This window comes from Nocardia bovistercoris (assembly GCF_015674855.1).
GTDB classification, from domain to species: Bacteria; Actinomycetota; Actinomycetes; order Mycobacteriales; family Mycobacteriaceae; genus Nocardia; species Nocardia bovistercoris.
Genome location: NZ_JADMLG010000003.1, coordinates 260752 through 284963 on the forward strand (window position 1 = coordinate 260752; position 24212 = coordinate 284963).

At 67.6% G+C, this 24212-nt stretch carries 25 protein-coding genes and 1 pseudogene; 14 read left to right on the plus strand and 12 right to left on the minus strand.

Annotated elements, in window-relative coordinates; all coding sequences use genetic code 11:
- Window positions 1–34 precede the first annotated feature (34 nt).
- The 4 genes and pseudogenes from IT779_RS09235 to IT779_RS09250 all read left to right on the plus strand — a co-directional run bounded on the left by IT779_RS09235 (window position 35) and on the right by IT779_RS09250 (window position 3704).
- Window positions 35–898, plus strand: a complete 864-nt coding sequence (locus IT779_RS09235) for an SAM-dependent methyltransferase (protein WP_196148803.1) — start codon at window positions 35–37, stop codon at window positions 896–898.
- Between the two features lie 30 nt (window positions 899–928).
- Window positions 929–1315 (plus strand): annotated as a pseudogene (locus IT779_RS09240) (carboxyl transferase domain-containing protein); the annotation flags it as partial.
- 139 nt (window positions 1316–1454) lie between these two features.
- Complete coding sequence (locus tag IT779_RS09245) at window positions 1455–2207, plus strand: LGFP repeat-containing protein (protein WP_196148804.1); 753 nt, start codon at window positions 1455–1457, stop codon at window positions 2205–2207.
- A gap of 27 nt (window positions 2208–2234) precedes the next feature.
- Entirely contained in the window at window positions 2235–3704 is a 1470-nt protein-coding gene (locus tag IT779_RS09250; protein ID WP_196149156.1) for an MDR family MFS transporter, read from the plus strand.
- A gap of 32 nt (window positions 3705–3736) precedes the next feature.
- Here IT779_RS09250 and IT779_RS09255 read toward each other — a convergent pair whose 3' ends face one another.
- The 5 genes from IT779_RS09255 to acpM all read right to left on the minus strand — a co-directional run bounded on the left by IT779_RS09255 (window position 3737) and on the right by acpM (window position 9843).
- Complete coding sequence (locus IT779_RS09255) at window positions 3737–8359, minus strand: caspase, EACC1-associated type (protein WP_196148805.1); 4623 nt, start codon at window positions 8357–8359, stop codon at window positions 3737–3739.
- Window positions 8360–8371: 12 nt separating this feature from the next.
- Window positions 8372–8731: an effector-associated constant component EACC1 gene (locus IT779_RS09260; RefSeq protein ID WP_196148806.1), complete on the minus strand. Its 360-nt coding sequence runs from the start codon at window positions 8729–8731 to the stop codon at window positions 8372–8374.
- A gap of 128 nt (window positions 8732–8859) precedes the next feature.
- Window positions 8860–9045 (minus strand): hypothetical protein, encoded by a 186-nt coding sequence (locus IT779_RS09265; RefSeq protein ID WP_196148807.1) that lies wholly within the window; start codon window positions 9043–9045, stop codon window positions 8860–8862.
- 12 nt (window positions 9046–9057) lie between these two features.
- Complete coding sequence (locus IT779_RS09270; RefSeq protein WP_196148808.1) at window positions 9058–9501, minus strand: SRPBCC family protein; 444 nt, start codon at window positions 9499–9501, stop codon at window positions 9058–9060.
- Between the two features lie 36 nt (window positions 9502–9537).
- Window positions 9538–9843: a meromycolate extension acyl carrier protein AcpM gene (gene acpM / locus IT779_RS09275; protein ID WP_196148809.1), complete on the minus strand. Its 306-nt coding sequence runs from the start codon at window positions 9841–9843 to the stop codon at window positions 9538–9540.
- 92 nt (window positions 9844–9935) lie between these two features.
- Here acpM and IT779_RS09280 point away from each other — a divergent pair, with 92 nt between their 5' ends.
- Window positions 9936–10859 (plus strand): MerR family transcriptional regulator, encoded by a 924-nt coding sequence (locus IT779_RS09280; protein ID WP_196148810.1) that lies wholly within the window; start codon window positions 9936–9938, stop codon window positions 10857–10859.
- A 48-nt stretch (window positions 10860–10907) separates the two neighbouring features.
- On the opposite strand, the gene IT779_RS09285 is transcribed toward IT779_RS09280, so the two are convergent.
- Window positions 10908–11522: a TetR/AcrR family transcriptional regulator gene (locus IT779_RS09285; protein ID WP_196148811.1), complete on the minus strand. Its 615-nt coding sequence runs from the start codon at window positions 11520–11522 to the stop codon at window positions 10908–10910.
- Window positions 11523–11567: 45 nt separating this feature from the next.
- Here IT779_RS09285 and IT779_RS09290 point away from each other — a divergent pair, with 45 nt between their 5' ends.
- Window positions 11568–11909: a cupin domain-containing protein gene (locus tag IT779_RS09290; RefSeq protein ID WP_196148812.1), complete on the plus strand. Its 342-nt coding sequence runs from the start codon at window positions 11568–11570 to the stop codon at window positions 11907–11909.
- Window positions 11910–12042: 133 nt separating this feature from the next.
- Here IT779_RS09290 and IT779_RS09295 read toward each other — a convergent pair whose 3' ends face one another.
- A complete protein-coding gene (locus IT779_RS09295) occupies window positions 12043–12921 on the minus strand; it encodes a LysR family transcriptional regulator (protein ID WP_196148813.1) in 879 nt (292 codons plus the stop codon).
- A gap of 100 nt (window positions 12922–13021) precedes the next feature.
- On the opposite strand from IT779_RS09295, the gene IT779_RS09300 reads away from it, so the two are divergent.
- Together IT779_RS09300 and IT779_RS09305 are read left to right on the plus strand one after the other, a co-directional pair.
- Window positions 13022–13390: a YybH family protein gene (locus tag IT779_RS09300; protein ID WP_196148814.1), complete on the plus strand. Its 369-nt coding sequence runs from the start codon at window positions 13022–13024 to the stop codon at window positions 13388–13390.
- A gap of 58 nt (window positions 13391–13448) precedes the next feature.
- On the plus strand, window positions 13449–14441 hold the full coding sequence (locus IT779_RS09305; protein WP_196148815.1) for an LLM class flavin-dependent oxidoreductase: 993 nt from the start codon (window positions 13449–13451) through the stop codon (window positions 14439–14441).
- A 1-nt stretch (window position 14442) separates the two neighbouring features.
- On the opposite strand, the gene IT779_RS09310 is transcribed toward IT779_RS09305, so the two are convergent.
- The gene (locus tag IT779_RS09310) at window positions 14443–15270 is read right to left on the minus strand and encodes an NADPH-dependent oxidoreductase (protein ID WP_196148816.1); all 828 of its coding nucleotides are present in this window, start codon (window positions 15268–15270) and stop codon (window positions 14443–14445) included.
- 154 nt (window positions 15271–15424) lie between these two features.
- Here IT779_RS09310 and IT779_RS09315 point away from each other — a divergent pair, with 154 nt between their 5' ends.
- Window positions 15425–16186, plus strand: a complete 762-nt coding sequence (locus tag IT779_RS09315; RefSeq protein WP_196148817.1) for a siderophore-interacting protein — start codon at window positions 15425–15427, stop codon at window positions 16184–16186.
- Between the two features lie 10 nt (window positions 16187–16196).
- Here IT779_RS09315 and IT779_RS09320 read toward each other — a convergent pair whose 3' ends face one another.
- The 3 genes from IT779_RS09320 to IT779_RS09330 form a co-directional block, all read right to left on the minus strand.
- Window positions 16197–16874 carry an HD domain-containing protein gene (locus IT779_RS09320; protein ID WP_196148818.1) on the minus strand — a complete coding sequence of 226 codons (678 nt, stop codon included), beginning with the start codon at window positions 16872–16874 and terminating at the stop codon, window positions 16197–16199.
- A 101-nt stretch (window positions 16875–16975) separates the two neighbouring features.
- Window positions 16976–17926: a GlxA family transcriptional regulator gene (locus tag IT779_RS09325; protein WP_196148819.1), complete on the minus strand. Its 951-nt coding sequence runs from the start codon at window positions 17924–17926 to the stop codon at window positions 16976–16978.
- Between the two features lie 175 nt (window positions 17927–18101).
- The gene (locus tag IT779_RS09330; protein ID WP_196148820.1) at window positions 18102–18980 is read right to left on the minus strand and encodes a LysR family transcriptional regulator; all 879 of its coding nucleotides are present in this window, start codon (window positions 18978–18980) and stop codon (window positions 18102–18104) included.
- A gap of 70 nt (window positions 18981–19050) precedes the next feature.
- On the opposite strand from IT779_RS09330, the gene dapA reads away from it, so the two are divergent.
- The 4 genes from dapA to IT779_RS09350 all read left to right on the plus strand — a co-directional run bounded on the left by dapA (window position 19051) and on the right by IT779_RS09350 (window position 22556).
- Window positions 19051–19932, plus strand: a complete 882-nt coding sequence (gene dapA, locus IT779_RS09335) for a 4-hydroxy-tetrahydrodipicolinate synthase (RefSeq protein ID WP_196148821.1) — start codon at window positions 19051–19053, stop codon at window positions 19930–19932.
- A 142-nt stretch (window positions 19933–20074) separates the two neighbouring features.
- Window positions 20075–20329 carry a hypothetical protein gene (locus IT779_RS09340; RefSeq protein ID WP_196148822.1) on the plus strand — a complete coding sequence of 85 codons (255 nt, stop codon included), beginning with the start codon at window positions 20075–20077 and terminating at the stop codon, window positions 20327–20329.
- 59 nt (window positions 20330–20388) lie between these two features.
- Window positions 20389–21438, plus strand: coding sequence for a Gfo/Idh/MocA family oxidoreductase (locus IT779_RS09345; RefSeq protein WP_196148823.1), 1050 nt, complete (start codon window positions 20389–20391; stop codon window positions 21436–21438).
- Between the two features lie 323 nt (window positions 21439–21761).
- Entirely contained in the window at window positions 21762–22556 is a 795-nt protein-coding gene (locus IT779_RS09350; RefSeq protein WP_196148824.1) for a M50 family metallopeptidase, read from the plus strand.
- Between the two features lie 73 nt (window positions 22557–22629).
- On the opposite strand, the gene IT779_RS09355 is transcribed toward IT779_RS09350, so the two are convergent.
- Window positions 22630–23136, minus strand: a complete 507-nt coding sequence (locus tag IT779_RS09355) for a gluconokinase (protein WP_196148825.1) — start codon at window positions 23134–23136, stop codon at window positions 22630–22632.
- A 73-nt stretch (window positions 23137–23209) separates the two neighbouring features.
- On the opposite strand from IT779_RS09355, the gene IT779_RS09360 reads away from it, so the two are divergent.
- Window positions 23210–24130 (plus strand): LLM class F420-dependent oxidoreductase, encoded by a 921-nt coding sequence (locus tag IT779_RS09360; RefSeq protein ID WP_196148826.1) that lies wholly within the window; start codon window positions 23210–23212, stop codon window positions 24128–24130.
- The last annotated feature ends 82 nt before the right edge of the window (window positions 24131–24212 follow it).

The following is a 24212-nucleotide window of genomic DNA, read 5'->3' on the forward strand; positions in this document are numbered from 1 at the left end:
ACCGCTCACCGGGCGAGAGGGGCGGAGCAGCACAATGACTTCCGACGAGACGATCGAGACCTCCATACCGCTCGACCGGCCAACGTCGGCGCGCGCCTACGGATGGATGCTCGGCGGCAAGGACAACTACGCCATCGACCGCGAGATCATCCTACATGTGCTCGAGGGGTTCCCCGAGTGCGTCGACATCGCGCGTCAGAACCGCCAATTCCTCTACCGCGCCGTCCGCTATCTCGTTCAGGAAGCGGGCATCCGCCAATTCCTCGACCTCGGCTGCGGCCTGCCGACCGACAACAACGTGCACCAGGTGGCGCAGCAGTTCGATCCCGACGCCCGCGTGGTCTACGTCGACATCGATCCCATCGTGCTCGCGCACGGACGCGCGCTGCTCGCCGACCAGCAGAGCACCACCGTCATCACCGCCGACATGCGCGATCCCGAGCCCCTGCTCACCGATCCCGACGTGGTGCGCCTCATCGATTTCTCCGAACCGGTTGCGGTGCTGTTCCTCTCGGTCGGACACCATCTCAAGGACGTCGACACCGTCGGCGCGGGTGCGCGACACGCGCTGCGCCACATCATCGACACGGTCGCGGCCCCCGGAAGCCATATCGCGTTCTCGCAGGTCGTCAGCGACGACCCGGAGATCGGCGCGCGCTTCGCCGCCCAACTCGACGGCGCCGGAATCCCCTGGCAGAACCGGATTCCCGCCGAGGTCGACGCGCTCTTCGACGGCCTGGAGCCGATCGAGCCCGGCTTCACCAACCTCATCGACTGGCGGCCCGACCCGGATCAGCCTCCGCTCGAACCGGTGCCCGAGCAGCTGCTCTCCTACGTCGGCACCACGAAGACGCGCACCGAGGTCTACGAGTACGGCGGGATACTGCGCAAGCCCTGAGCATCCCGTCGTGGCGGTGTCCAACCCGGGTCGGTGCCGATCATCAACCTCGTGGTCCGCAAGTCCTACGGCGGCGCGTACGGGTTCATGGCGTGCAAGCAGCTCGGCGCCGACATCAGCCTGGCGTGGCCGACCGCCCGCATCGCCGTGATCGGCGCGGAGAGCGCGGTCGACCTGGTCGGCAGGCGTCAACTCGAGCAGGTGCCGCCCGAACAGCGCCCCGCGGTGCGCGAGGCGATGATCGCCCAGTACAACGAGACCGTCGCCACACCGTGGGTGGCCGCCGAGCGTGGCTACATCGACGCGGTGATCGAACCCTCGCGCACCCGTCTCGAACTCCGGCGCGCGCTGCGCCTGCTGCGCGACAAGCAGGACTACGCCCCCAACCCGCGCAAACACAGCCTCTACCCCATGTGAGCAGCGACGCGAAGTCGACGCCGGATGCCGAGGCCCGAAAGTGAGCTGGTAGTTTCGGGTCGGCACCGTCGGCCAGACACACGACAGTCGGCCACCGCTATCGACCGGCAATCTGATTCCATCTGTCCAGGGAGTTCCATTGGCACGGAGATCTCGCCCCCATCGCACATCCGGTTCCGCGCGCCGCGCGACCTCGGCCCTCGTCGTCGTCACCGCGGGCGCCCTACTCGGCGCCGGTGTCGCGCAGGCGCGCCCGATCGGCCCGTTCGAGGTCGGCGGCGCCATCGAGGTGGCCTACGACCAGCAGGGCGGACCTGCCGCCTTCGGCGACCCCACCTCCCCGGAATCCGACGCGGCGCGCGGCGGGAAGTTCCAGACCTTCCAGCGCGACGTCTCGTTCTACTGGCAGCCAGCCACCGGAGCACAGCCGGTGGGTGGCGCGATCCGGCAGAAGTGGCGCGAACTGGGCTCGGAATCCGGCTCGCTCGGCTATCCGGTTACCGCCGAGCAAGTGTCCACGGTCGGCGGAGGTCGCTTCAGCCACTTCGAACGCGGCTCCATCTACTGGTCGCTCGGCACCGCGGCGCACCAGATCGGCGGCCCGATCCGGGACAAATGGGCCGCCGCAGGCTGGGAGGGCGGGCCGCTGGGCTACCCGCTCACCGACGAGTCCGCCGCCAGGAACAACGGCCGCTACAGCCTCTTCACCGGCGGCGCGATCTACTACACCGCCAACAGCGGCGCCCACATCGTCTGGGGCGCGCTGCGCGACGAATGGGCGCGCGCGGGCGCCGAGGGCGGCCGCTACGGCTACCCGACCAGCGACGAATACGACTATCAGGGCGGCAAGGCGCAGGACTTCCAGGGCGGCCGCATAACCTGGCGGCCCTGACGATGTGGGAATAGTGTCCCGCGACCGATACGTTCGTTCCAGTGGTTAGCGGAACGAACGAGAGGGGTCGCCGTGGCCGTGGAAGCAGCGGAATCGGCGGTCGGACTGCGATCGGAACGCGGGCCGATACTCGCCGCCCTGATGCTGTCGACCGGCCTGGTGGCCCTCGACTCCACCATCATCGCCACCGCGGTGCTCACCATCACCGACAGCCTCGGCGGCTTCTCCCAGTTCCCCTGGCTGTTCTCGGTCTACCTGCTCGCCCAAGCCGTCACCGTGCCGATCTACGGCAAACTCGCCGACACCATCGGCCGCAAGCCGGTGATCCTGCTCGGCATCGCGATCTTCGCCCTCGGCTCCCTGCTCTGCGGACTCGCGACGAGCATGGTCGCGCTCATCGTCTTCCGGGCTGTCCAAGGCATCGGCGCAGGCGCCATCCAACCCATGACCATGGTCATCGCGGGTGACCTCTACACCCTCGCCGAACGCGCCAAAGTCCAGGGCTATCTGGCGAGCGTCTGGGCCGTCTCCGCCGTCCTCGGCCCCCTCCTCGGCGGCGTCTTCGCCGAATACCTCAGCTGGCGTTGGATCTTCCTGATCAACCTGCCCCTGTGCGCCCTCGCGGGCAGGCTCCTGCTACGCGGCTTCCACGAAACCGCCCCGCGCCGCGACACCCGCATCGACTACGCGGGCGCGATCCTGCTCACCCTCGGCGCGGGCGCACTCATCCTCGGCCTGCTCGAAGGCGGCCAAGCCTGGGCATGGACCTCCCCCACCAGCATCACCATCTTCACCGTCGGCGCCCTGCTCCTCGCCGTCTTCGCCGTCGTCGAACTCAAAGTCGACGACCCCGTTCTCCCCTTGCGCATCTTCACCCGGCGCGTAGTGATCGCGAGCAGCCTCGTCTCGGTCCTCGTCGGCGCCGTCATCCTCGGTCTCACCTCCTACATCCCCACCTTCACCCAAGGCGTACTCGGCACCGGCGCCCTCCTCGCGGGCCTGACCGTGGGCGCCCTCACCCTCGGCTGGCCGCTGGCCGCCTCCCAAGCCGGAAAAGTCTACCTACGCATAGGTTTCCGCCGCACCGCCCTCATCGGCAGCACCCTGGCCACCCTCGGCACCGCAAGCACCATCCTCATCACCGAACACTCCCCCCTCCTGCAGATCGCCGCCTCCTGCTTCCTGGTAGGCACCGGCATGGGCCTCGTAGCCACCCCCACCCTCATCGCCGCCCAAACCGCCGCCGAATGGTCCGAACGCGGAGTGGTGACCTCCGCCAACATGTTCGCCCGCGCCATCGGCAGCGCGGTCGGCGTCGCGGTCTTCGGAGCCCTCGTGAACTCCCGCCTCGAATCCCCCGACCACCCGTCCCCCACCGAACTCTCCACCGCGCTGCACCTGGTCTTCCTCGCCCTGGCGGGAATGGCCGTGATCATGGTCGTCGCGTCGGCCATGATGCCGGGGCGCAAAGCCCTGATCAGCGTAGACAATCCGTAGGCCGCCGGGAAGTCACCGGGTCGGCCCGGTACTCAAGTGCAGGCCGGTCTGTGGAATCGGCGCGGTAGGTAATTCTTCCAGTCGTCGGTAACCGCGACATCATCGATGTCGGTGCACAGCTGCCGATAGAGGCTTTCCGCGTCGAGCGGCCAGATGATGGAGCGATATACCGGTGCGGGATAGAACAGCCCGAGGTTACCGGTATAGGTGGGCAGCGTCGTCGCGATGGCATTGCCATCGGGGCGGAAGACTATCTGCCGATCCGACGGCAAGCGAGTGATCAGGTCTTCGAGCTGTGGTCGCCCGGATCCGCTTGTTATCTTCCATATTTGCGCGCTGTCGTCCGAGCTCGTGCCGACCAGGACATTTCCCGTCGGGCTCGACGTCAAATTGTGCGGCGACCCACTGGGGGCGGTATTGCCGACGGTAGCCGGTGTGGCGGGGTCGGTCAGATCCCATACCTTTAACAGTTTGCTGCTGTTGTCGATGCCGACGACGAACCCGTGGCCGATCTCGTCCAAGGTTGCCGTCGAGGCGTTTATCCAATTCGATCGACCGCTCAGCTTTTCGGTGATCGATACCGGGTGATCCGGATCGGTGAGATCCCACAGATAGGTGACATCCGGTACGTAGGTCGGACCGGATGCGAGCAGGTGACGAGAAGGGAAGTACCCGTATATGGCATCGGCGGATGCGACCGCGCCGCGGCGAACAGGGTGCGCGGGGTCGCGTACGTCCCACAGATGCAACTCTTTTTCGTAGGACACTCCGAGCAAACCGTCATCGAGAAACCACAACCCGCGGAAAGCGCCGGTCTGCTCCACGGGACTGTTCAGCGTGACGCTCGCATGCAGAACCGGATGCAGAACATCGGTGACGGTACGCAGTTCGAGCCTGTCATCGACGGAGACGGTGGCGAGGAGTTCACGACGAGCGGCCGGAATCCGTGGAGTGGGTACGGACGCCCCCGCCGATGGATGACGAGCGTCGGAGACATCCCACAGACGTACCGCCTGTCGGTCGCTGCCCCGTGTCAGCAGGATACGACCATCCGCGATGAAGGCGGCGCCGGTGTAGATATCAGGCAGCGTTGCCGCCAGACGTGGCCGGAGCAAATCATCGACCTGCCACAATTGGGTGCCTCGCATGCCGGTCTGCGCGGTGACCAGCAACGTTCCGTCACTGTTGAAAGCAGAACTACCGACTGGGCCTTGCTCCACGATGCCCGGAATGCTCGATGCGGGCACGCTCCACAGTCCGACAGTGCCGTCACCTTGGGCGGTCAGTACATGACGGTCGTCCGGACCGAAATCGGCCGCGAGAATTCCCGAGGGGTCGCGCAGCGAACTCTGCGCACTGTATCCGGTATCCGAATTCGATTTGGTCCAGAACGTCGCTGCGCCGTCGGAGCTGGTGGTGAGAAAGCCTCGCCCGTCCGGGCTGTAGGCGATATCCAAATAATTTGAACGGCCGGTCCGGTACGAGAACTCCATCTCGCGCGGGGCCGCGGGATCGGTGAGATCCCAGACGTGCAGGTCACCCAGCCCGCCCGCCGCTGCCAATTCCCGGCCGGAACGGCTCAACGCCAACGAGAAAGCCGAATGCACCGGAAGAGTCGCCACCATGGTCGGTGTCGGCCGGACACGGGTATCCCACAAACGCACGATGCCGCCATCGGATCCGGCCGCACCCGCGACGGCGAGCAGACCATCGGGTCCGAAGGACAGATCGTTGATTTTGCGGTTGTCAGCCGATATTTCGGCATCGCGTGCGAGGCGACGCGGATCGCGGACGTCCCACAGCTGCACGGCACCGTCCTCGGTGCCGGTCGTTGCCAGGACGGCGCCGTCCGCGGAGAACGCGATCGCCGGATGTATCGATGAGTCGCCGTCTTCGGCGTGGACCGTCGAGTTGGCCATGGGGATCGCGGCCAGCTGTTCAGGACGGAAGGGATCGCGCACGTCCCAGAGGAACATCTGCCGCTGGGTGCGTGCGGCGAGCAGCCGACTGTCCGGACTGAAGACGAGCATCGCGACGCTGTCCGTGGGCAGCGTCGCGGTCGGCTTCGGGTGGAACGGGTCGCCGATATCGGACAATCGCACCGTGTGGTCCTGCCCACTGCTCGCGACGACGCGGCCATCGGCAGCGTGGGCCACGCTGAGCGAGGGGGCGTCGTGCCGGACGACGGTGGTCGGATACGGCGTCACATAGGCGCGGTACAGGCTGCTTCGGGCCTGCGGGGTTCGGGCGGAGTTGTACGCGGTCAGGCTCAGTCGCAGGGCGGCAGCGGGATCGCTCACGCGCAGCGCGTCCGCGGCCGCGGCCAGTTCCTGTGACGATCGCACCGCCTGACTGTCCAACGCCGCCCGATGCTCCCACGCCGCACGCACGGTGCGCTGCACCGCGACGGCGCCGCCGGTGACGATCAACACCGCCGCGAGGACCACCGCCGCGAGTCGCAGGCGGCGGCGCCGTTCGCGACGGCGGGCGGCCTCGGAGCCCGCGTCCAGAAAGTCTCGTTCCAGCGAACTGAGCGCGGTCCGCGCGGACTCCTCGGCGTAGCGCTCGCGGGCGCGCGCCAGTCGGTTTCCCGAATACAGTTGAGTCGCATCGCGATCCGCGTGATCCCAGGCTCGGGCGGCATCTCCGAACTGCTGGTCGACGATAAGCGCGGCGCGGTCCTCGGCGATCCAGTCGCGCAATCGCTGCCACACTCGCAGCAGACCCTCGTGGGTGATCTCGGCGGTGCCGTCGGCGACCGTAACCAACCGGGACGCCACGAACGCGGCCAACACTTCGCGAGCGAACGACGCCTGCTCGGTGGACGCCCCGGCCGCCGGCTCCGTCAAGGCAAGACGCCTGCGCGTGTCCTCGGTTCCCTCACCGAGGCGGACCATCTTCAGCAACATGTGACGCGCGGCTCGCCGCCGGTCCGGGGCCAGCGCCTGGTAGGTCTGTTCGGCCTGCCGCGAGACGGCTTCCCAGATTCCTCCGCTGTCCTGGTAACCGGCCAATGTCAATGCCGCGCCTTCTCGATGCTGCCAGGTCATCATGAGGGCATAGGAAAGCAGCGGCAGCGTCCCGCCGGACTCGGCAGTCAGGTCGTGGCCGCTGCGCAGGTCGAGAAGCAGCCGAGGAATCAAGCCGTCCTCCAGGGTGAGACCGACTGCGCGGGCGGGCTTCTCGATGACCTCCCGTAGCTGCTCGGAGTTCATCGGCGGCACCGGGATCTGGGCGTCACGCAGGATCTCCACCAGGTCCGGGTATTCGGTGCAGTAACTGTAGAAATCCGCGCGGACACACAGAATCACCATCAGCGGAGCGGCAGTCGTCCGATTCGCCGAACGCCCGGCCACGCAGATCGCTCGCACGAATGCGTGCCGCTGCCCCTCGTCACCGTCGACGAACAGTTCTTCGAATTGATCGACGACGAGTACGAGGCGACCGCCCCGGAGTCTGCCCGCGTTCGACGCGGCGCGGACGATGTCGGCCAACCCCGTTTCGTCCGCGCACACCCTGGCCGCTATCTCGTCCTCGGGGAGCCCGCACAGGCGCGTCAGCCGACTCGCCAACGCGCGCACGGGGTCCGTGCCCGGCCGCATGATGAGCTGCGGCCAGTTGCGAGAACCTCGAATGTTCAATCCCCCGGCGTGGATCGCCGGTAGAACTCCGGCTTGCAACAGCGAGGACTTTCCCGATCCGGATCGGCCGATCACGGCGACCGGACCCTCGTCTTGTCGATCGACCAGCCGCTGCAAGACCGCGGCGACCATGTCGTCGCGCCCGAAGAAGTAGCCGGTGTCCACCGCGGTGAACGCCTCGAGTCCCCGGTAAGGACAACGTGGCTCGCTCACACCGCCCCGATCGACGGGCTCGGGTGGCCCGTGGCGAGAGACGACGGTCACGGGCGCGGCGGGATTGACGGCGAGCACGATCTCCCCCGCTCGATCGCCCGCCCTGCGGTGCGGCGCGGGCAATCCGCGGCTCGGCAACGCCCTGGCCAGATGACGATAGGCGTCGTCGGCCGTCAGAAAACGACCGACAGACCTCTCACCGTGATCGAGAAACCGGATCAACTCGCCACTGAACGCGGTGAACGGCTCACCCGGAGGAGCCAGCGCCTGCTCGGTCGCCGACGCCGAACTGAGCAGGAAACTGCCCCGCACATAGCTCAGTTCGAACGCATCGGCGACCGCGGTGCCGAACGAACCGTGGGCACGACCGGAGAAGCAGCAGTCGAGCACGACGATGATCGAACGCGCGGGGCATTCGGTGAGCGCCTCGCGAACCGTGGAGTACGCCAGCGCGTCCACCGCCAATCCGATGCCTTCGTCCTCGGTCGCCGCTGTCGCCAGATACAGCTCGCCGCCGGGCCCGATGAGCCCGTGCCCGACGTAATAGAACAGGAAGACATCGCTTGCCTGCGCGGCCGTTTCGATCAATGCCCGCAGGAAATCCTTCGGTCCCGCGGGATCGACGCATACCTCGGCTCGAGGCATCCCACAGCGTTCGGTCAGGCAACGGCCGAGTTCTGCCACGGTGTTGTCGACGGCGGCAACGTCCGGCAGTCGGGAGGACGCGCCGTGCCTGCCGGTGCCGACGACCAGCGCGCGCGAACCCGCGCTGCCAAGTGCGGTTGCCCGTTCATCGGCCATATCGGTGCACGCCTACCGAACGTCCTCGACATCACCGTCGGAATCCGCGTGTTCCAGCAGATCGGTGATCAACTGACGGGTGTTGTCGTCCTGCAATCGTGCGTTCGCACCGCTGAACTCCACCGATGCACCGTCCGGCCGGACCACTTTGAGGGTGATGTCACCTCGTTGCCGCCGAATCCAGGTGACGAGCGCACTCGCGAGCACCGTGGCCGCACCTCCGGGCGCCAGCGCGATCGCGAGCGTTTCCACCGTCGAGCCCAACGCGCCCTCCGGAGGTGGGCTCGTGACCGCTCTCGCGCGCCCCCGCAGCAGATCTTCGCCCACCAACCACGTGCGTAGGGCACGCAGGCTGTCTCCGCGATCGGCCACTCCCGCAACTGAAATCGTGACATCCATCCGAGTTCCCCACAGACCGGTTCGGATTCGAGACCACGCGACATCGAACGATCGCGGGCGCGAATCTTCGTGTGTGCGCACCGACTTCGACACAGCAGAGTCTACCCGGCCGGGACCACTGTCGGTCGAGCGTTCGTGTTGTCGCCCGATGCGCGCGGACCGATCGACGTCCGGCCGATCTCGACACCGTTCGAGGGACGCACCCGCCCGACGAGGAGTTCGTGCACGCCGTGCACGAATTCGACATCTGCCACATCGATCGTCACGCCGACTTCCTCGTACGTCATCGAGGGGCTTCGTCAGCGATGGACGACCGCGCCGAGTTTTGGCAGAACGCGGCGCTTCCAGCTTCGTTCGACAGCGTTGCGGACCATCTTCTGGCGGCGGTCGGAGATGTCGAAACCCGTTTGAGTGAGCAGAAGTCGGGTGCCTCGACCCTGTGCGCGGATCGTCCATTCCACGATCCATTCGGCCGGGTGCTCGGCTCTCGAATACACCCAGCTATAGGTCAATTGTGTGCACGGCTCGACGGCCAGTACTTCGCAGGCGATCTCGTCGGCCGGGGAGTCCGGGGTGGTGAATCGGAAGTTGGTGCCCACTACGGCCGCGAATCCGGAGGGGCGTAGGAGCCACCGCGCCAGTAGGTCCGGCTCGGTCAATGCGCGCCACACGGTGTCGGGTGGCTGCTGGAAGAAGGTGCCGAGTTCGACCGCCGCGGGGTTCAACTGCGGATCAGCGATCATCGACGCCCCGGGGCGACGCGGGGCGGGTCGGCGGATTCACTTTCCGTGACCTTCCTTGAACTTCGCCTCCATTTCGGCGGCGAAGTGCGGTTCCTCGGCGGCCATCTTCTGGACATAGGCCACGGCGTCACCGACGGTTCGCAGGCTCGACAGATCCTCGTCGGGAATCCTGACCTCGTATTTGTCTTCGAGTTGCACCGCGATCTCGACCAGGGACAGCGAGTCGATCTCCAGATCTTCGATGAAGGATTTCTCGGGTACGACCTCGGCGGCATCGATACCGGTCACCTCCTCGATGATCTGCGCGATGCCTGCGACGATTTCGTCCTGGGTGGCGACCATGAACAGTTCTCCTCGGTTGAAGTAGCGCGTTGTGCGAGTAGCGATGCCGGTACGCTAAAACCTCCACCGGACTGGAGGTGCAATACCTTGTGATGGACGCCACACAGTCGAGTTCGCTGATCGGCATCGGGGAGTTGGCGCGCAGCACCGGTCTCACGGTGCGAACGATTCGCTTCTACTGCGACGAGGGCATTCTCGAATCCCGGCGCAGCGCGGGTGGGCATCGGATGTTCGAGGCCGACCGCGCCGTCGAACGACTTCTGCTGATCCGGCGATTGCGCTCGCTCGGCCTCGGACTCGACTCGATCGGCGAGGTGGTGCGTGGACAGCAGTCGATAGCCGAAGCCGTAGCCGCCGAAAGCGTGCGACTGGATGTCGAATTCAGGTCACTGGCATGGCGGCGGGCGGCGCTGCGGGCGATCGGGGCAGCCGCACCGGCACAGCGAGCGCGGCGGCTCGCGCTACTGGCCGCCGCACAGGACGCGGTCGCGGCTCACGATGCGCTCGTGCGGTTCTGGCGGCGCGTTCTCGCGCGAATACCTCGAGGCGACGTCGACGGCTGGATCCATTGGAATATTCCCCAGCCACCCGACGAGCCGTCCCCGGACGAAATACTGGCTTATGCGGAACTGGTCGCACTCGCCGCCGATCCGGACATGAAACGCACGGTGCGGAAACAATTCTGGCGCCACGATCCAGAGCTGATCCGCGATCCCGGTGAGCTGTACGCCGAGATAGGAAGCGTCATGGCGGAGGTGGTGGGACTCTTGTCGAAAGGTGTGCGCCCACGTGTCGGCGGCGAACTCGACAGGTTCGTCCACGCCCATGCCGAGGCCCGAGGACAGCGCGACTCCCCGCACTTCCGCGAGCTGATGCTGGTCGACGCCACCGATTCCGACCGTCGGATCCATCGCTATTGGGCTCTCACGGCGCGGTTCCTCGGGACTCGCGTGACCGTGGGACAGGCGCACGACTGGATATTCGACGCACTCGTCGTATCCGCCGATCGCGGGTGAGGTCGAGGTGCGGCGTACCGCCTTCGGATAGGTGGCTTCCAGGCGCCTTCAGTGGTCGGTATCGCGCGGGTGTGGCGCTGCCAGCGCGTAGGCGAGGATGGCTTGTGCTGTGCGGCAGAGGGTTTCGATGGACTCGGAGGCCGGGAGTCGAGCTACGTCGGTGAGCCAGATGTAGGATTCGATGCCGGTCGCGGAGCGGATGTCGATGGCGAGGCGGCGGATGTCCAGGTGCGGGTGGGTGTCGCGCAGGGGGGTCAGCGCTTGTTCGATCCAGTCGATTGCTCGCCCTCGGCGCAGCGGGGTCGGGGCGGTGGGGTCGGGTTCCAGGGACAGGCGCAGTGAGGTGCGTAGTTCGGGTTCCCATTCGGTGGTGATGCGGACGCATTCGCGCATGACCAGCTCGAGGCGTTGGAACGGATCGGTGGGGGCGGGTTCGGTGAGCAGGGATATCTCGTCGATTTCGGGGTGGACGGCGGCCAGTAGGGCGCGCTGGTTGGGGAAATATCGGTAGGCCGTCGTCCTGGAGATGGCCGCGGCCGCGGCCGCCTCTTCGACGGTCGGCATGCCTCCGGCTTCCAACAGGGTACGGGTGGCGGCGACCAGCGCCTCGCGAGTTCTGGTCTTCTGATTGCGCCGCCCCGTCTGCTCATATGGTACCGACATACCCATCATGGTACTGTGATCCCATATCGAGCGCCGGAGGCAGCCATGTGCATTGATCCGATCGACGTCAACCCCGATCTCTACCGAGTGATCTTCGAGAACGATCGCGTACGCGTCCTGGAATACCGGGACAAGCCCGGCGACCGCACCCGCCCGCACACCCATCCCGACAGCGTTCTCTACCCGCTCGGCTCGTTCCGCCGCCGCATCTCCTCGGGCGGACAGCAGGTCGAGGTCGAATTGACCGCGGGACAGATCCGTTGGGTCTCCGCCCAGGAACACGCGGGCGAGAACATCGGCGACACCGACTCCCACGCCCTGTTCATCGAACTCAAGGAGCCTGCCCCGACCCCCGCCCCCTCCGCGTTGGGACCCAGCGCTAGTTGATGCGCTTGCCCACCGCGCCCGAAAGCGGTTTCGCGGCAGCCTGATTCCGGCGTCGATTGTTGGCCCATCGACTCCGCCGAGTAGATCCCGCCTGCGGAAGCACGCCTTCGACAAGGCCGAAAACGATTTACTATCAAGAGTTTCCGAAGGCACGGCGAGCGTGGGTGAGGAATTCGCGGAGTGCGGGGGTGTTCGGGGTCTTCCAGATCAAAGAGAGTAGGGCGGGGGTTTCGATGTCGGCGAGGGGGCGGTGGGTGAGGCGGTCTCGGTAGTGGGTGGCCATGGATTCGCTGAGGATGGCCACGGCCAGTCCTCGGGTGGCGAGGTCGGCTATGGCGTCGGGGGCGGTGGCTTGGAAGGTGATCGGGGGGTGGATATTTCGGGACGCGCAGGCTTGATCGAAGACGGTGCGTAGGCCGGTGCCGGGGGGCATGCAGGCGATCGGATGAGGTTGCAGATCGGCGAGGGTGAGTCGGCGTTTCTTCGCGAGGGGGTGGTCGGGCGGGAAGGTCGCGACGAGCTGTTCGCTGATGATGGTGTGGGAGTGCAAGGCGTTCGGGGTGGCGGCGGCGCCGATGAGGGCTGTGTCGATGGCGCCGGTGTCGACGCCCGCGGTGAGTTTGTCGGAGTTGTCCTCCAGCAGTGTGATTTCCACGCCGGGGTGGGCGCGGTGGAAGGTGGCGAGGGCGTCGAACAGTGGGGTGATGGTGCAGCCGGTGACCATGCCAACGGTGAGGGCGCCTCGGACGAGGCAGGTTACCTCGTCCACGGCGCGGCCGACCGACTCGGCGGCGGCGAGGGCAGCGCGGGCGGGCTCGATGGCGGCTTTCCCGGCGGGGGTGAGGGTGGTCACGCGGGCGGAGCGGTCGAACAGTTCGGCGCCGAGTTCGGATTCCAGTTGCCGGATCTGGGCGCTGACCCCGGACTGGCTGATGTGCACGCGTTCGGCGGCACGGGTGAAGTTCTGTTCTTCGGCGACGGCGACGAAGTATTCCAACTGCCTGAGTTCCATGACTATGGATTCTAGTTCCCAGCAGATCTATCTGTTGGACTACTGGCAACGCCTGGGCCAGAGTGGAGGTACGGAAGCAGTCGAACCTCAGGAGGACATCATGTCGGAGTACGAAAAGGCCATGCGCCCAGAGGATCTCACCCGCTTGTTCGTCGAGCGGTCCAATGCCGGTGACGCGGCGGGGGTCGCGGCGCTGTACGAGGAGGACGCGGTGTTGGCGTATCCGCCGGGTGGGGAGACGGTCGGGCGGGAGGCGATCCGCGTGCTGTGGGAGAAGGTGTTGGCGAATCGTCCGCGCTTCGAGCAGGAGCCGCCGTTGCCGACGCTGGTCAGCGGTGATATCGCGCTCACCTCCACACCGCCGAGGGACGGTGCGGGTGCTCGCGCTCAGGTGGCGCGGCGCCAGGCCGACGGGAGTTGGCTCCGGTTGCTCGATCAGCCGGAGTTCGTGTCGCCCGCGGGCTCGTGAAATAACGGTCGGGTCGGGCGGCGTTGGCTCTTGATGTCGACCATCAGAGGAGCCCGCATTGCTTGACGTCCCGCTGTCAGTTCTGGATCTCGCGCCGGTGGAGGCAGGCCGCAGCGCGGGTGCCGCGCTCGCGGCGACGACAGAGGTGGCGCGACGCACGGAGGCGCTGGGATACCGGCGCTTCTGGGTCGCTGAACATCACAACATGCCCGGTATCGCGAGTTCGGCGCCGAGTGTGCTGCTGGCGCATGTGGGTGCGGCGACCTCGACGATTCGCCTCGGTTCCGGCGGCGTGATGCTGCCCAATCACGCGCCGCTGGTGGTCGCCGAGCAGTTCGGGACGCTCAACGCACTGCATCCGGGACGGGTCGACCTGGGTATCGGGCGCGCTCCCGGCACCGATCAGGCGACCGCGCTGGCTCTGCGCCGCACGCGGGAAGGTCTCAACGCGGATTCCTTCCCGCAGGAACTGGCCGCGCTGTTGCGCTACTTCCACGGCACCGATCCCGCAGGCATCACGGCGACGCCGGGGCGCGGGGAACGGCCCGATATCTGGCTGCTCGGTTCCAGCGGGTTCAGCGCTCAGGTGGCGGGGATGCTCGGGTTGCCGTTCGCGTTCGCCCACCATTTCTCCGCGGCCAATACCGAACCCGCGCTCGCGCTCTATCGGGAGAATTTCCGGCCCTCCGAACATCTGGACAAGCCGTACGCGATGGTCGCCGTCGCCGTCGTGTGCGCCGAGACCGACGAACGCGCCGAAGAACTTTCGCTGCCGCGCGATCTGGCCTTCCTACATCTGGCGGGCGGGCGGCCGCAGGCGCTCCCGACGCCCGAGGAGGCGGCTCGTTATCCGATGAGTGATCGGGAACGACAGTTCGTGCTGGCCCGGCGTGAAGGTCAGGCGCAGGGTTCGCCGGACACGGTGCGCACCCAGCTCACCGCGCTGCTCGAGCGAACCCGCGCCGACGAGCTCATGGTCAATACCCTGGTCTACGACGTCGAGGCGCGGATCCGCTCGTTCGAACTGCTCGCCGAGAAGGTCGCGGCCTGAGTCAGCGCAGGCCGAAGCCGCGGCCGAGCAGGGATTCGCGCAACCGGTCGCGGCCGTTCAGGCTTGCCGCCGAGGCGAGGCGGGCCAGTACCCGTTCCCGCCAGGAATGCGCGAGGTCCTGTTCGGCGTAGAACTCGGCGATCCTGGTCTCGTAGGCGGTGACATGGTCGCGTTGCGCCTCGAGGTCATAGGTCTCGTGATGCAGGACCGCAGCTTGGGGCAGGCGCGGCTTCACCCGCGCGCCCTCGCTGGGATCGGGATGCCCGACGACCAGGCCGAACACCGCGAATACGGAGTCGGGCAACCCCAGTTCCGCCGCCACCTCCTCCGGTTTGTTGCGCAGCGCGCCGATGTAGACGGTGCCCAGTCCCAGCGACTCCGCCGCGACCACGGCGTTCTGCGCGGCCAACGCGGCGTCGATGAAACCGACGTAGCTGGATTCCAGGTAGTCGGCACCTTCCAGAGGTGCGTCGTTGTCCTCGGCCAGCTGGCGTAGCCGGGCGAAATCGGCGGTCCACACCAGCAGCACCGGCGCCTGCCGGATGTGGTCCTGGTTGCCCGCGAGGTCGGCCAGCCGCGCCCGGCGTTTCGCGTCACGCACCGCGACCACACTCCACACCTGGAGGTTCGAGGAGGTCGGGGCGGACTGGGCGGCCGAGATCAGCAGTCGCAGGGTGGCCTCGGACACCGGATCGGGCAGGTAGCGGCGCACCGAGCGGTGCTCGTGCACGACCTGGAGCACCGGGTTCCAGTCGGCCGGTTCCGTCGGTTCGGCGTCGCGGTAGCGCTGCTGGACGGCGTTGGCGGGGGTCGGCACGGTCTGTGTCATGAACGACAATGCTCGCCGGTCGCGCGGGCGGCGTCTGCGGTATGGGTCACGCTGAATCGAATCGGGCGCGTCGGCGGGTGAGCCGGAATAACGGCGCGGGCGAGTACCGTTGGGTAAGGCATGCCTAATTAGTCCACTCGATCCGGAGGCAATCTTGGCACGACCCCGCACGACCTTCATCGTCCAGCGCACCGAATGGCTCACCCCGCACCTGATCCGCGTCCACCTCGGCGGGCCCGGATTCGAGGCGTTCCGCGCGAGCGAATTCACCGACTCCTACGTCAAATTCATCTTCGACCACGACGGGATCGAAGTGCTGCGGACCTACACGGTGCGCTCGGTCGACCGCGAAGCCGGTGAGATCGCCGCGGACTTCGTCTACCACGGCGCCGAGGGCATCGCCGGACCGTGGGCCGCCGAGGTGAAACCCGGCGCGTCCATCGACTGCTACGGGCCGGGCGGCGCGTATTCGCCCCGCGCCGACGCCGACTGGCATCTGCTGGCCGGTGACGAAGCCGCGCTGCCCGCCATCTCCGCCGCGCTCGCCGCCATGGGCGGCGAGGCGAAAGGTCAGGCGTTCGTCGAGGTCGCCGGTCCCGACGACGAACTGCCCATCGACAAGCCCGACGGCGTCGAATTCACCTGGCTGCACCGTGGCGCCCGAGGACCGGGCGAACTGCTGGCCGAGACGGTGCGCGCGGCGCCGTGGTCCGACGGGCAGGTGCAGGTCTTCATCCACGGTGAAGCGCACGCCGTCATGCACGACCTGCGCCGCTACATCCGCCGCGAGCGCGAGGTGTCCGCCGAATGGGCCAACTCCATCTCCGGGTACTGGCGGCGCGGTCGCACCGAAGAGGGGTTCCGCGAGTGGAAGGCCGAGTTGAAGGCCACCGAATCCGCGCCCGCCGCGGGTTGAGCACGCCGGATCAGTCGCTCCAGCCGCGCGTGGCGACGATCATGTCCCAAGTGGTGTAGGGCAGGTCAGGGTGTCGCTGCCGTACGAGCTCACCCGCGAGCGTGGTCGGCGGCGCCTTCTCGGGATGGGCGAGCGCTTGCTCTTCGATGGCGCGGGTGAGCGCGGGGGTTCCGCCGAGACGCGGGTAGGCCGCGTGCACGCGGTCGGCATATCCGGGCGGCAGATCGGCGGGGCCGCCCGCCACATCCGTGCCGATGCCTGCGACGGCGATCCAGATTTCGGGGGCGCGGCGGCGACGGTAGACGGGCGAGTCGGAGAATCTGCTGGTGTGGGCAGCGATGGCGTCCCACACCGCATCGATGATCGGGTCCGCGACGCCTCTGGACTCGAGCCATCGCGCGGCGTAGTCGGCGCCGTCCACCTCGAATCGCTGGGTTCCGCAGGCGATGTCGGACAGGCCGATATCGTGCAGAGCGCAGATCAGGTACAGGGTTTCGGTGTCGTAGTCGGTGTCGGGCTCGAGCCCCTGCGACTCGGCGAGCGCGCGTCCGAAAAAGTAGCCGCGGATGCTGTGGTTGCGTAGGTGCGGTTCCAGCGATTCGGTGATCAGGTTCGTGACGTCACGGGCCAGTGTGGTCGCGGGCAGGTCGAGTTGATCGTCCGTGTGCTTGGCGGCGATTTCGGGCATGGCGAATCTCCTTGTGAGCGTGAACTGTTCGATCGAGTGAGCATCGGTGCGGTGTCACCGCGAACGAGGAAGCGTGTCTTCGGGGTTCGTCCGGATGGAGGTCAGCCAGCGTTCGCGCGGAATCGGCCACGATATTCGGTGGGGGCGACGCCGAGGAGCTTGACGAAACTGCGGCGCATACTTTCCTCGGATCCGAATCCGCATCGGCGGGCGACCGTCGCGACACCGTCGTCGCCCGACACCAGCAATGCCTTCGCCGCCTCGACCCGGATCTGTTCGACATAGCGCGCCGGGGACAGCCCGGTCTGCCGCCGGAACAGTCGAGTGAGATGACGACCGCTGACACTGCCGCGTTCGGCCATGGCCGCGAGGCTGTGGTCGGCGCTCGGATCGGCGGCCACCGCGTCCAGCACGGTGCGCACGACGCCGGTGCGGGCGGTGCGCACGCTCTCCCGCACGCTGAACTGCGACTGGCCGCCGGGTCGGCGCAGGAAAACCACGAGATGGCGCGCGATGTCGAGTGCCGCTTCCTGGCCGTCGTCCGCTTCGACGAGCGCGAGGGCCATATCGATGCCCGCGGTCACACCCGCCGAGGTGATGACGTCGCCGTCCCGAACGTAGATCGCGTCGGGTTCCACCGAGACGCTCGGAAACCGTTGCGCCAGTTCGGCGCACGCCATCCAATGCGTGGTCGCACGCCGACCGTCCAGAAGTCCGGCCTCGGCCAGGACGAACGCCCCCGTGCACACCGAGGCGATACGCCGTGCGTTTCGGGCCAGTTCACGGACCGCGCGCACGAGCGGCGGCGAAACCATTTCCTCCGGTGGGTATCCCGGCACGACAAGGGTGTCGATCTTCGAATCCACCTCCGCGAGCGCGCAATCGACACCGAGTGGTGCGCCGATGTCGGTGCGCGCCGGCCGGCCGTCCGGTGAGGCGAACCGTACTCGCCTGCCCGCCCAGTGCCAGACCTGCGCCGGGCCCGCGACGTCGAGCATAAGCACCCCGTCGGCCACCGCCACCACCACCTCGCCGCGGGTCCTCGTTTCCATATCCCCAGTCTGGTCACCCGTTCTCAGGTCCACAAGGACACCTACCCCACAGATCGGGCCATCACTCCGGAGTGTATGTCGGCCACCCGAACCAGCGGACCATTCCCGACGGTGGATTTCGCGAGCGGTTCCGACGGCTCCCGCTCGGCGAAGCCCGCGCGGAATCGCCGGGCGCTCATCCGCGTGTCACGAGGGCCGCGGCCGTGCGCAGCGCCGAGCGTCCGGCTGCCACCACGGGATGGTCACCGGTGCCGCGGCGGTAGGCCAGGCGGGTCACCCGCGCGAGGGGCAGGGGTGTGAGGACCACGCCGTCCGGGGGTTGTCCCGCACCGAGTTCCGGAACCAGCGCCACGCCCTGGCATGCGGCGACGAGCGCGAGGACGGTGCCGAAGTCGTCGGCGATGTGTCGTGCGCGCGGGGTGAATCCGGCTGCCTCGCAGGCGCGTACGGTCATCGCGTGGCAGAGGGTGCCCGGTGTCGCGAGGATCCACGGTTGGTCGCGGTGGTCGTCGAGGGCGCCTTCCGCCGTCGCGGCGAGGTAGATGGTCTCGCGGAGCAGGGGGTCGGTGTCCAGGGCCGGATCGGGGGACGCAGGCACGTGGTCGTAGTCCTGGACGAGGGCGATGTCGAGGGTTTCGGCGCGCAGGGCGTCGGGCGCGGTGGCCGGGTCGAGTTCGGTGACACGCAGTTCGAGGTCGGGGTGGTCGCGGCTGAGCGCGACCAGGGCCGGGGTGAGCATGGCGCGCACGGCGGTCGGGAAGACTCCGATGCGCAGCGTGCCGGTGAGTTGGCCCGCGATGCGCGCGAGTTCGGCGTCGACCTCGGCGAGCGCGGTGAAGACGACCTCGGATTTGCGGACCAGCCACGCGCCGGTCGGGGTCAGCGTCACCCGGCGTCCGGTCCGGACGAGCAGCGGCACCCCGGCCTCGCGTTCGAGGGCGGTGAGCTGCTGGGAGACGGCCGACGGCGTATAGGACAGCGCCTCGGCGACGGCGGTGATCGTCTCGCGGTTGGCCAGTTCCCGGAGCAGTCGGAGTCTGCGGACATCGAGCATCAGCTCAGCTTAAGGTCAGGATCGGAAAGGTGAAATAGACCTGAAGCAAATGCGGGCGCAAGCTGACGGTATGTCGCTCACCGGTCTGTTCGTACCGCTCATCACCCCCTTCACCACCGGCGGCGAACTCGCCGCCGACGCGCTCGCGGGACTCGCCCATCGCGTCCTCGACGCGGGCGCGGCGGGACTCGTCGCACTCGGCACCACCGGCGAACCCGCGACCCTCTCCCCCGAGGAACGCGCGCGGGTACTCGACGTGTGCGCGAGCGTGTGCGCCGAACGCTCGGTTCCGCTGCTCGCGGGCGCCGGAACCAACTGCACCGCGGACTCGGTGCGCGCGCTCGCGGCACTCGACCCTCGGGTGAGCGCAGCGCTGACCGTTGTCCCCTACTACACGCGCCCGTCGCAGCCGGGCGTGGTCGCCCACTTCCGCGCACTGGCCGCCGCGAGCCCGCTGCCGCTGGTCGTCTACAACATCCCCTACCGGACCGGCCGCACACTCGACACCGAGACCCTGCGCGAGGTGGCCGAGATCCCGAATGTCATCGGCTTCAAACACTCCGCGGGCGTCGTCGACGACACCACCGCCGCGTTCCTCGCCACCCACGCGCACCGCACCGCCATCCTCGCGGGCGACGACGTACTCGCCCCCGCCCTCCTCGCACTCGGCGCGACGGGCGCGATCCTCGCCGCCGCCAACATCGCACCGGCGCAATACGCCGGCATGCTCGCCCATTGGCATTCGGGACGACTCACCGAAGCCCGCCGGACCGCCCACCAACTGACACCGCTGTCATCGGCCCTGTTCGCCGAACCCAACCCGACCGTGCTGAAAACCGTCCTCACCCGCGAAGGCCATATCCCCAGCCCGACCGTGCGACTCCCCCTGCTCCCCGCGTCCGAGGCATCGACCGAAGCCGCGCTCCACGCCCTCCACGCACTCGAGAACTGAAGTCACCCGGATATTTCGGCGGGACCCCTCTACTGCTGGACGTAGGTGTCGGTGTCGCTGTCGGCGTGGAAGGCTGATGGCTACACAGTGGTGTACGGTCCGCCATAGGTGCTCATTCGGTTGTGGCAAAGCGAGGCAAGTAGTGGCCGAGTTCACCATTATCGATATATTCCCCGTCAGTTTTATGCCGGAACCATTTATTGTCGGCCATATCAAGGGTGAAATGAACGTCGGCGAAGCCGTAGAACTGAGGAAGTCCGACGGTAGCCGATTCACGGGAGCGGTCAAGGCGCTGGACTTCCATCGATCAGGGCCGGACCGGTACTCGATCGTATTCTCCGGTGAGATTTCACCCCATGCCGAGAAAGGCGACTTGATCGTATCGCTCGATAATTGACCTCTTCGGTAAATAGGGTGCCGGTCGGCCCGGGTGTGGCAGGCGGTAGCGTCTGGATCATGCGCAGCGTCGAGGTCGCCGTCATCGGGTTCGGGCTCGCCGGGTCGGTGTTCCACGCACCGCTCATCGCGGCGCAACCGCGTATGCGGGTGGCGGCGGTGGTCACGGGATCCGCCGAACGCGCCGAGTCGGCGCGCCGCGCGTACCCCGGGGTGCGGATCGTTCCCGATACCGACGCACTGTTCGCCGACCCGGGCGGCATCGATCTCGTCGTCATCGCGTCACCGAACCGCACGCACGCCCCGCTGGCGCTGCGAGCCGTGCGCGCGGGGATCGCCACGGTGGTCGACAAGCCGTTCGCGCTGTCCGCGAAGGAGGCGCGCACCATGGCGGCGGCCGCGCGCGAGACCGGTGTGCCGCTGTCGGTGTTCCAGAATCGCCGCTGGGACAACGACTTCCTGACCGTACGCGACCTTCTCGATTCGGGACGACTCGGTTCGGTGCGCCGATTCGAGTCCCGATTCGAACGGTGGCGACCCGTCTCGAAAGGCAGTTGGCGCGAGATCGGCGCGGCCGAAGAGGGTGCGGGCGTGCTGTTCGACCTCGGACCGCATCTGGTCGACCAGGCGTACGCACTGTTCGGCCCTGTGGACTCGGTCTACTGCGAACTCGACCGCCGCCGCGCCGAGGTACGCACCGATGACGACGCGTTCGTCGCGCTCACCCACACCAACGGCGTGCGATCCCACCTCTGGGCGAGCGCGGTGACCCCACTGCTCGGCCCCCGATTCCGCGTACTCGGCTCGGAGGCCGGATTCGTCTGCCACGGACTCGATCCGCAGGAGAACGCACTGCGCGCGGGCCGCGCACCCGGCGAGCCCGGTTGGGGCACAGGCGAGTCCGTCCGCCACGGCACGCTGGGGACCGAGAACCAGACCAGCCCCCACCCCCTCCGCGCGGGCGACTACCCCGCCTTCTACACCGCGATGGCCGCGGCCGTCCTGGACGACGCGCCGGTACCGGTCACCCCGGAAGACGCCGTCGCCACCACCGACATCCTCGCGGCCGCCCGCCGATCCGCCGCAGATCGGCAGACGATCCGACTGTGACAGAACAGAATTCACAAGAGAAGCCGACGCTTGTATGTGGAGCACCGAGGGCGGAATTCCGCTCGTGGATTTGATCCTGTGAGGAACCGAGGCGGCTCGGACCGGTCTGTCGCTCGCATCACCTCGCGAAGCGAATTCCGACCGAGCCTGGTTCGCCGTGAAGTACGCGGACGCTTGCGAAGCGTAATCGACCGACCGGGGCGCGCGGGCTTGCGCAACCTGGCGTGATGCGCTCGGATCGGTCGGGTTTCGGCGTGTTCGGGGCGGGGTTGACGCACACTGAGGTGTCTCACACCGGCGTGTGAGGGGATAGGGTGCGGCGGGTGGACAGAGCGGAACTGGTCGATCGCGGGAGTTCCATCATCGATCGACTCACGACCACGCAGGCGCCGCCGCCGTGGTGGTTGGTGGTGGCGACCGGGGTGGCGGCGTTGGTGTTGGTGAGCTATCGGCCGTTGTGGCGGCTCACGCGGAATGTGGTGACGATCGCGCACGAGGGCGGGCACGCGCTGTTCGCGCTGCTCACGGGGCGCAGGTTGAACAGCATCACCTTGCATTCGGATACCTCGGGGTTGACGGTGTCGAGCGGGAAACCGTATGGGCTCGGCATGATCCTGACCGCGATGGCGGGTTATCCGGCGCCCCCGCTGCTCGGGCTCGGGTTCGCGGCGCTGCTCGGCGCGGAACGGATCACGCTCATGCTGTGGACGGCGATCGCGTTGTTGGCCGCGGTGTTGGTCAAGGTGCGCAATGTGTACGGCGTGTGCACGGTGGTCGGGCTCGGCGGGCTCGTGTTCGCGGTGTCGTGGTTCGGCACCGACACGGTGCAGGCCGGTTTCGCGTTTCTCGGGGCCTGGTTCCTGCTGTTGGCGGGCGCGCGTCCGGTGCTCGAACTCCAGCGCGGGCGGGTCCGCAGGCTGCGCAACACTCCGGGCAATGTCGATTCCGACGCCGATCAGTTGGCTCGGCTGACCCGCGTCCCCGGCATCGTGTGGGTGCTGTTCTTCGGTGTGATCGCGGTGGCGGCACTGGTCGTCGGCGGCGGTCTGCTGTTGTCGGACGCGACGGGGGTGTGCATTCCGGTGGTGTCGGGGCAGTCGTGCCCGGCGCCGGGATAAGGCAGGCGAGCATCGCTCGAAAACACCCGGCGCCGCGCTCTGTTCGGGTTCGGCTCACCGCCGGTCGGCGACCCTAGGCGAATCCCATCGCCGCGAGCAGTTGTTCGACGATCCGCTCGGGCGCCGCGGTCGCGTCCACGGTGACGCCGTGTTCATCGGTGGCGAGCGGCTCGAGGGTGGCGAGTTGGGAGTCCAATAGGGCAGGCGGCATGAAATGGTCGCGGCGCGCGGCTGTTCGGCGCGCCAACTCCACGCGGTCGGTCTGCGGGTGCGCGAACAAAACGGAGGGTGCGGCGACGCGCAGGCGGTCGCGGTAGGCGCGTTTCAGGGCAGAGCAGGTGATCACGCCGCCGTCGAGGTGCTGCCCCAGCCAAGTCGCGACCCGGTCCAGCCACGGCGCTCGGTCCGCATCGGTCAGCGCGACGCCCGCGCTCATCTTCGCGATGTTCGCTGCCGGGTGCAGCGCGTCACCCTCGGCGAACGGCACGTCCAGCGCTTGCGCGAGCAGGGCGCCGACGGTCGATTTCCCGCTTCCGCTGACTCCCATGACCACGATGGTCCGTTCGCGCTGGGGTTTCATCGCGGGACACCGTATCTCGCGCTCCGGTCGGGCGGCCATCGGCGCGGCGAATCCATCGTGCACGATAGGTCCCATGAAATTGCGCATCTTCACCGAACCGCAGCAGGGCGCCGACTACGACACGCTGCTGACCGTCGCGAAGACCGCCGAAGAATTGGAGTTCGACGCGTTCTTCCGCTCCGATCACTACCTGGCGATGGGCGGCGCCGACGGACTGCCCGGCCCCACCGATGCCTGGATCACCCTCGCCGGACTCGCCAGAGAGACCTCGCGTATCCGACTCGGCACCCTCGTCACCGCCGCGACCTTCCGGTTGCCGGGACCGCTGGCCATCCAGGTCGCGCAGGTGGACCGCATGTCCGGTGGCCGAGTCGAACTCGGGCTCGGCAGCGGATGGTTCGCCGCGGAGCACACCGCATACGGCATTCCGTTCCCGACCGACAAATTCGCCCGGTTGGAGGAACAGCTGGCCGTGGTCACCGGACTGTGGTCGACCAAGGTCGGCGACACCTTCGACTTCGAGGGCGAGCACTACCGCCTGGTCGACTCCCCCGCGCTGCCGAAACCGGTGCAGGATCCGGTGCCGCTGCTGATCGGCGGCCAGGGCGCCACCCGGACCCCGAGGCTGGCCGCCGAGTACGCGACCGAATTCAATATGCCGTTCTCCTCGGTCGAGGATTCCGCGCGCCAGTTCGACCGGGTGCGGGCGGCGGCGCAGGCGCGCGGGCGCAGACCCGAGGACCTGATCTACTCCAACGCCCTCGTGGCTTGCGTCGGCGCCACCGACGCCGAGGTGGCCCGGCGCGCCGAGGCCATCGGGCGCGACGTGGACGAGCTGAAACGCAATGGTCTGGCCGGTTCGCCCGCCGAGGTGGTCGACAAGATCGGCAGGTACGCCGAGATCGGGACCGGTCGCGTCTACCTCCAGATCCTCGATCCGCACGACCTCGACCACCTCGAACTGATCGCGGCTCAGGTGCAGTCGCGGCTGTGATCGCGCAGTAGGTCTGGGTGGATGTCGGCGTTGTCGGTAGCCTTTCGCCTAGCTCGATTCACCCGAAGGGAACAAAGGCTCG

Bases quoted from the DNA above. Each gene is read 5' to 3' on its own strand.
- IT779_RS09320 (WP_196148818.1), bottom strand. From the start codon at position 16,874: ATGCCCGAAATCGCCGCCAAGCACACGGACGATCAACTCGACCTGCCC.
- dapA (WP_196148821.1), top strand. From the start codon at position 19,051: ATGTCGCTCACCGGTCTGTTCGTACCGCTCATCACCCCCTTCACCACC.
- IT779_RS09255 (WP_196148805.1), bottom strand. From the start codon at position 8,359: ATGGCCGATGAACGGGCAACCGCACTTGGCAGCGCGGGTTCGCGCGCG.
- IT779_RS09280 (WP_196148810.1), top strand. From the start codon at position 9,936: ATGGACGCCACACAGTCGAGTTCGCTGATCGGCATCGGGGAGTTGGCG.
- IT779_RS09290 (WP_196148812.1), top strand. From the start codon at position 11,568: ATGTGCATTGATCCGATCGACGTCAACCCCGATCTCTACCGAGTGATC.
- IT779_RS09295 (WP_196148813.1), bottom strand. From the start codon at position 12,921: ATGGAACTCAGGCAGTTGGAATACTTCGTCGCCGTCGCCGAAGAACAG.
- IT779_RS09300 (WP_196148814.1), top strand. From the start codon at position 13,022: ATGTCGGAGTACGAAAAGGCCATGCGCCCAGAGGATCTCACCCGCTTG.
- IT779_RS09285 (WP_196148811.1), bottom strand. From the start codon at position 11,522: ATGTCGGTACCATATGAGCAGACGGGGCGGCGCAATCAGAAGACCAGA.
- IT779_RS09325 (WP_196148819.1), bottom strand. From the start codon at position 17,926: ATGGAAACGAGGACCCGCGGCGAGGTGGTGGTGGCGGTGGCCGACGGG.
- acpM (WP_196148809.1), bottom strand. From the start codon at position 9,843: ATGGTCGCCACCCAGGACGAAATCGTCGCAGGCATCGCGCAGATCATC.
- IT779_RS09265 (WP_196148807.1), bottom strand. From the start codon at position 9,045: ATGACGTACGAGGAAGTCGGCGTGACGATCGATGTGGCAGATGTCGAA.
- IT779_RS09355 (WP_196148825.1), bottom strand. From the start codon at position 23,136: ATGAAACCCCAGCGCGAACGGACCATCGTGGTCATGGGAGTCAGCGGA.
- IT779_RS09310 (WP_196148816.1), bottom strand. From the start codon at position 15,270: ATGACACAGACCGTGCCGACCCCCGCCAACGCCGTCCAGCAGCGCTAC.
- IT779_RS09270 (WP_196148808.1), bottom strand. From the start codon at position 9,501: ATGATCGCTGATCCGCAGTTGAACCCCGCGGCGGTCGAACTCGGCACC.
- IT779_RS09345 (WP_196148823.1), top strand. From the start codon at position 20,389: ATGCGCAGCGTCGAGGTCGCCGTCATCGGGTTCGGGCTCGCCGGGTCG.
- IT779_RS09235 (WP_196148803.1), top strand. From the start codon at position 35: ATGACTTCCGACGAGACGATCGAGACCTCCATACCGCTCGACCGGCCA.
- IT779_RS09330 (WP_196148820.1), bottom strand. From the start codon at position 18,980: ATGCTCGATGTCCGCAGACTCCGACTGCTCCGGGAACTGGCCAACCGC.
- IT779_RS09360 (WP_196148826.1), top strand. From the start codon at position 23,210: ATGAAATTGCGCATCTTCACCGAACCGCAGCAGGGCGCCGACTACGAC.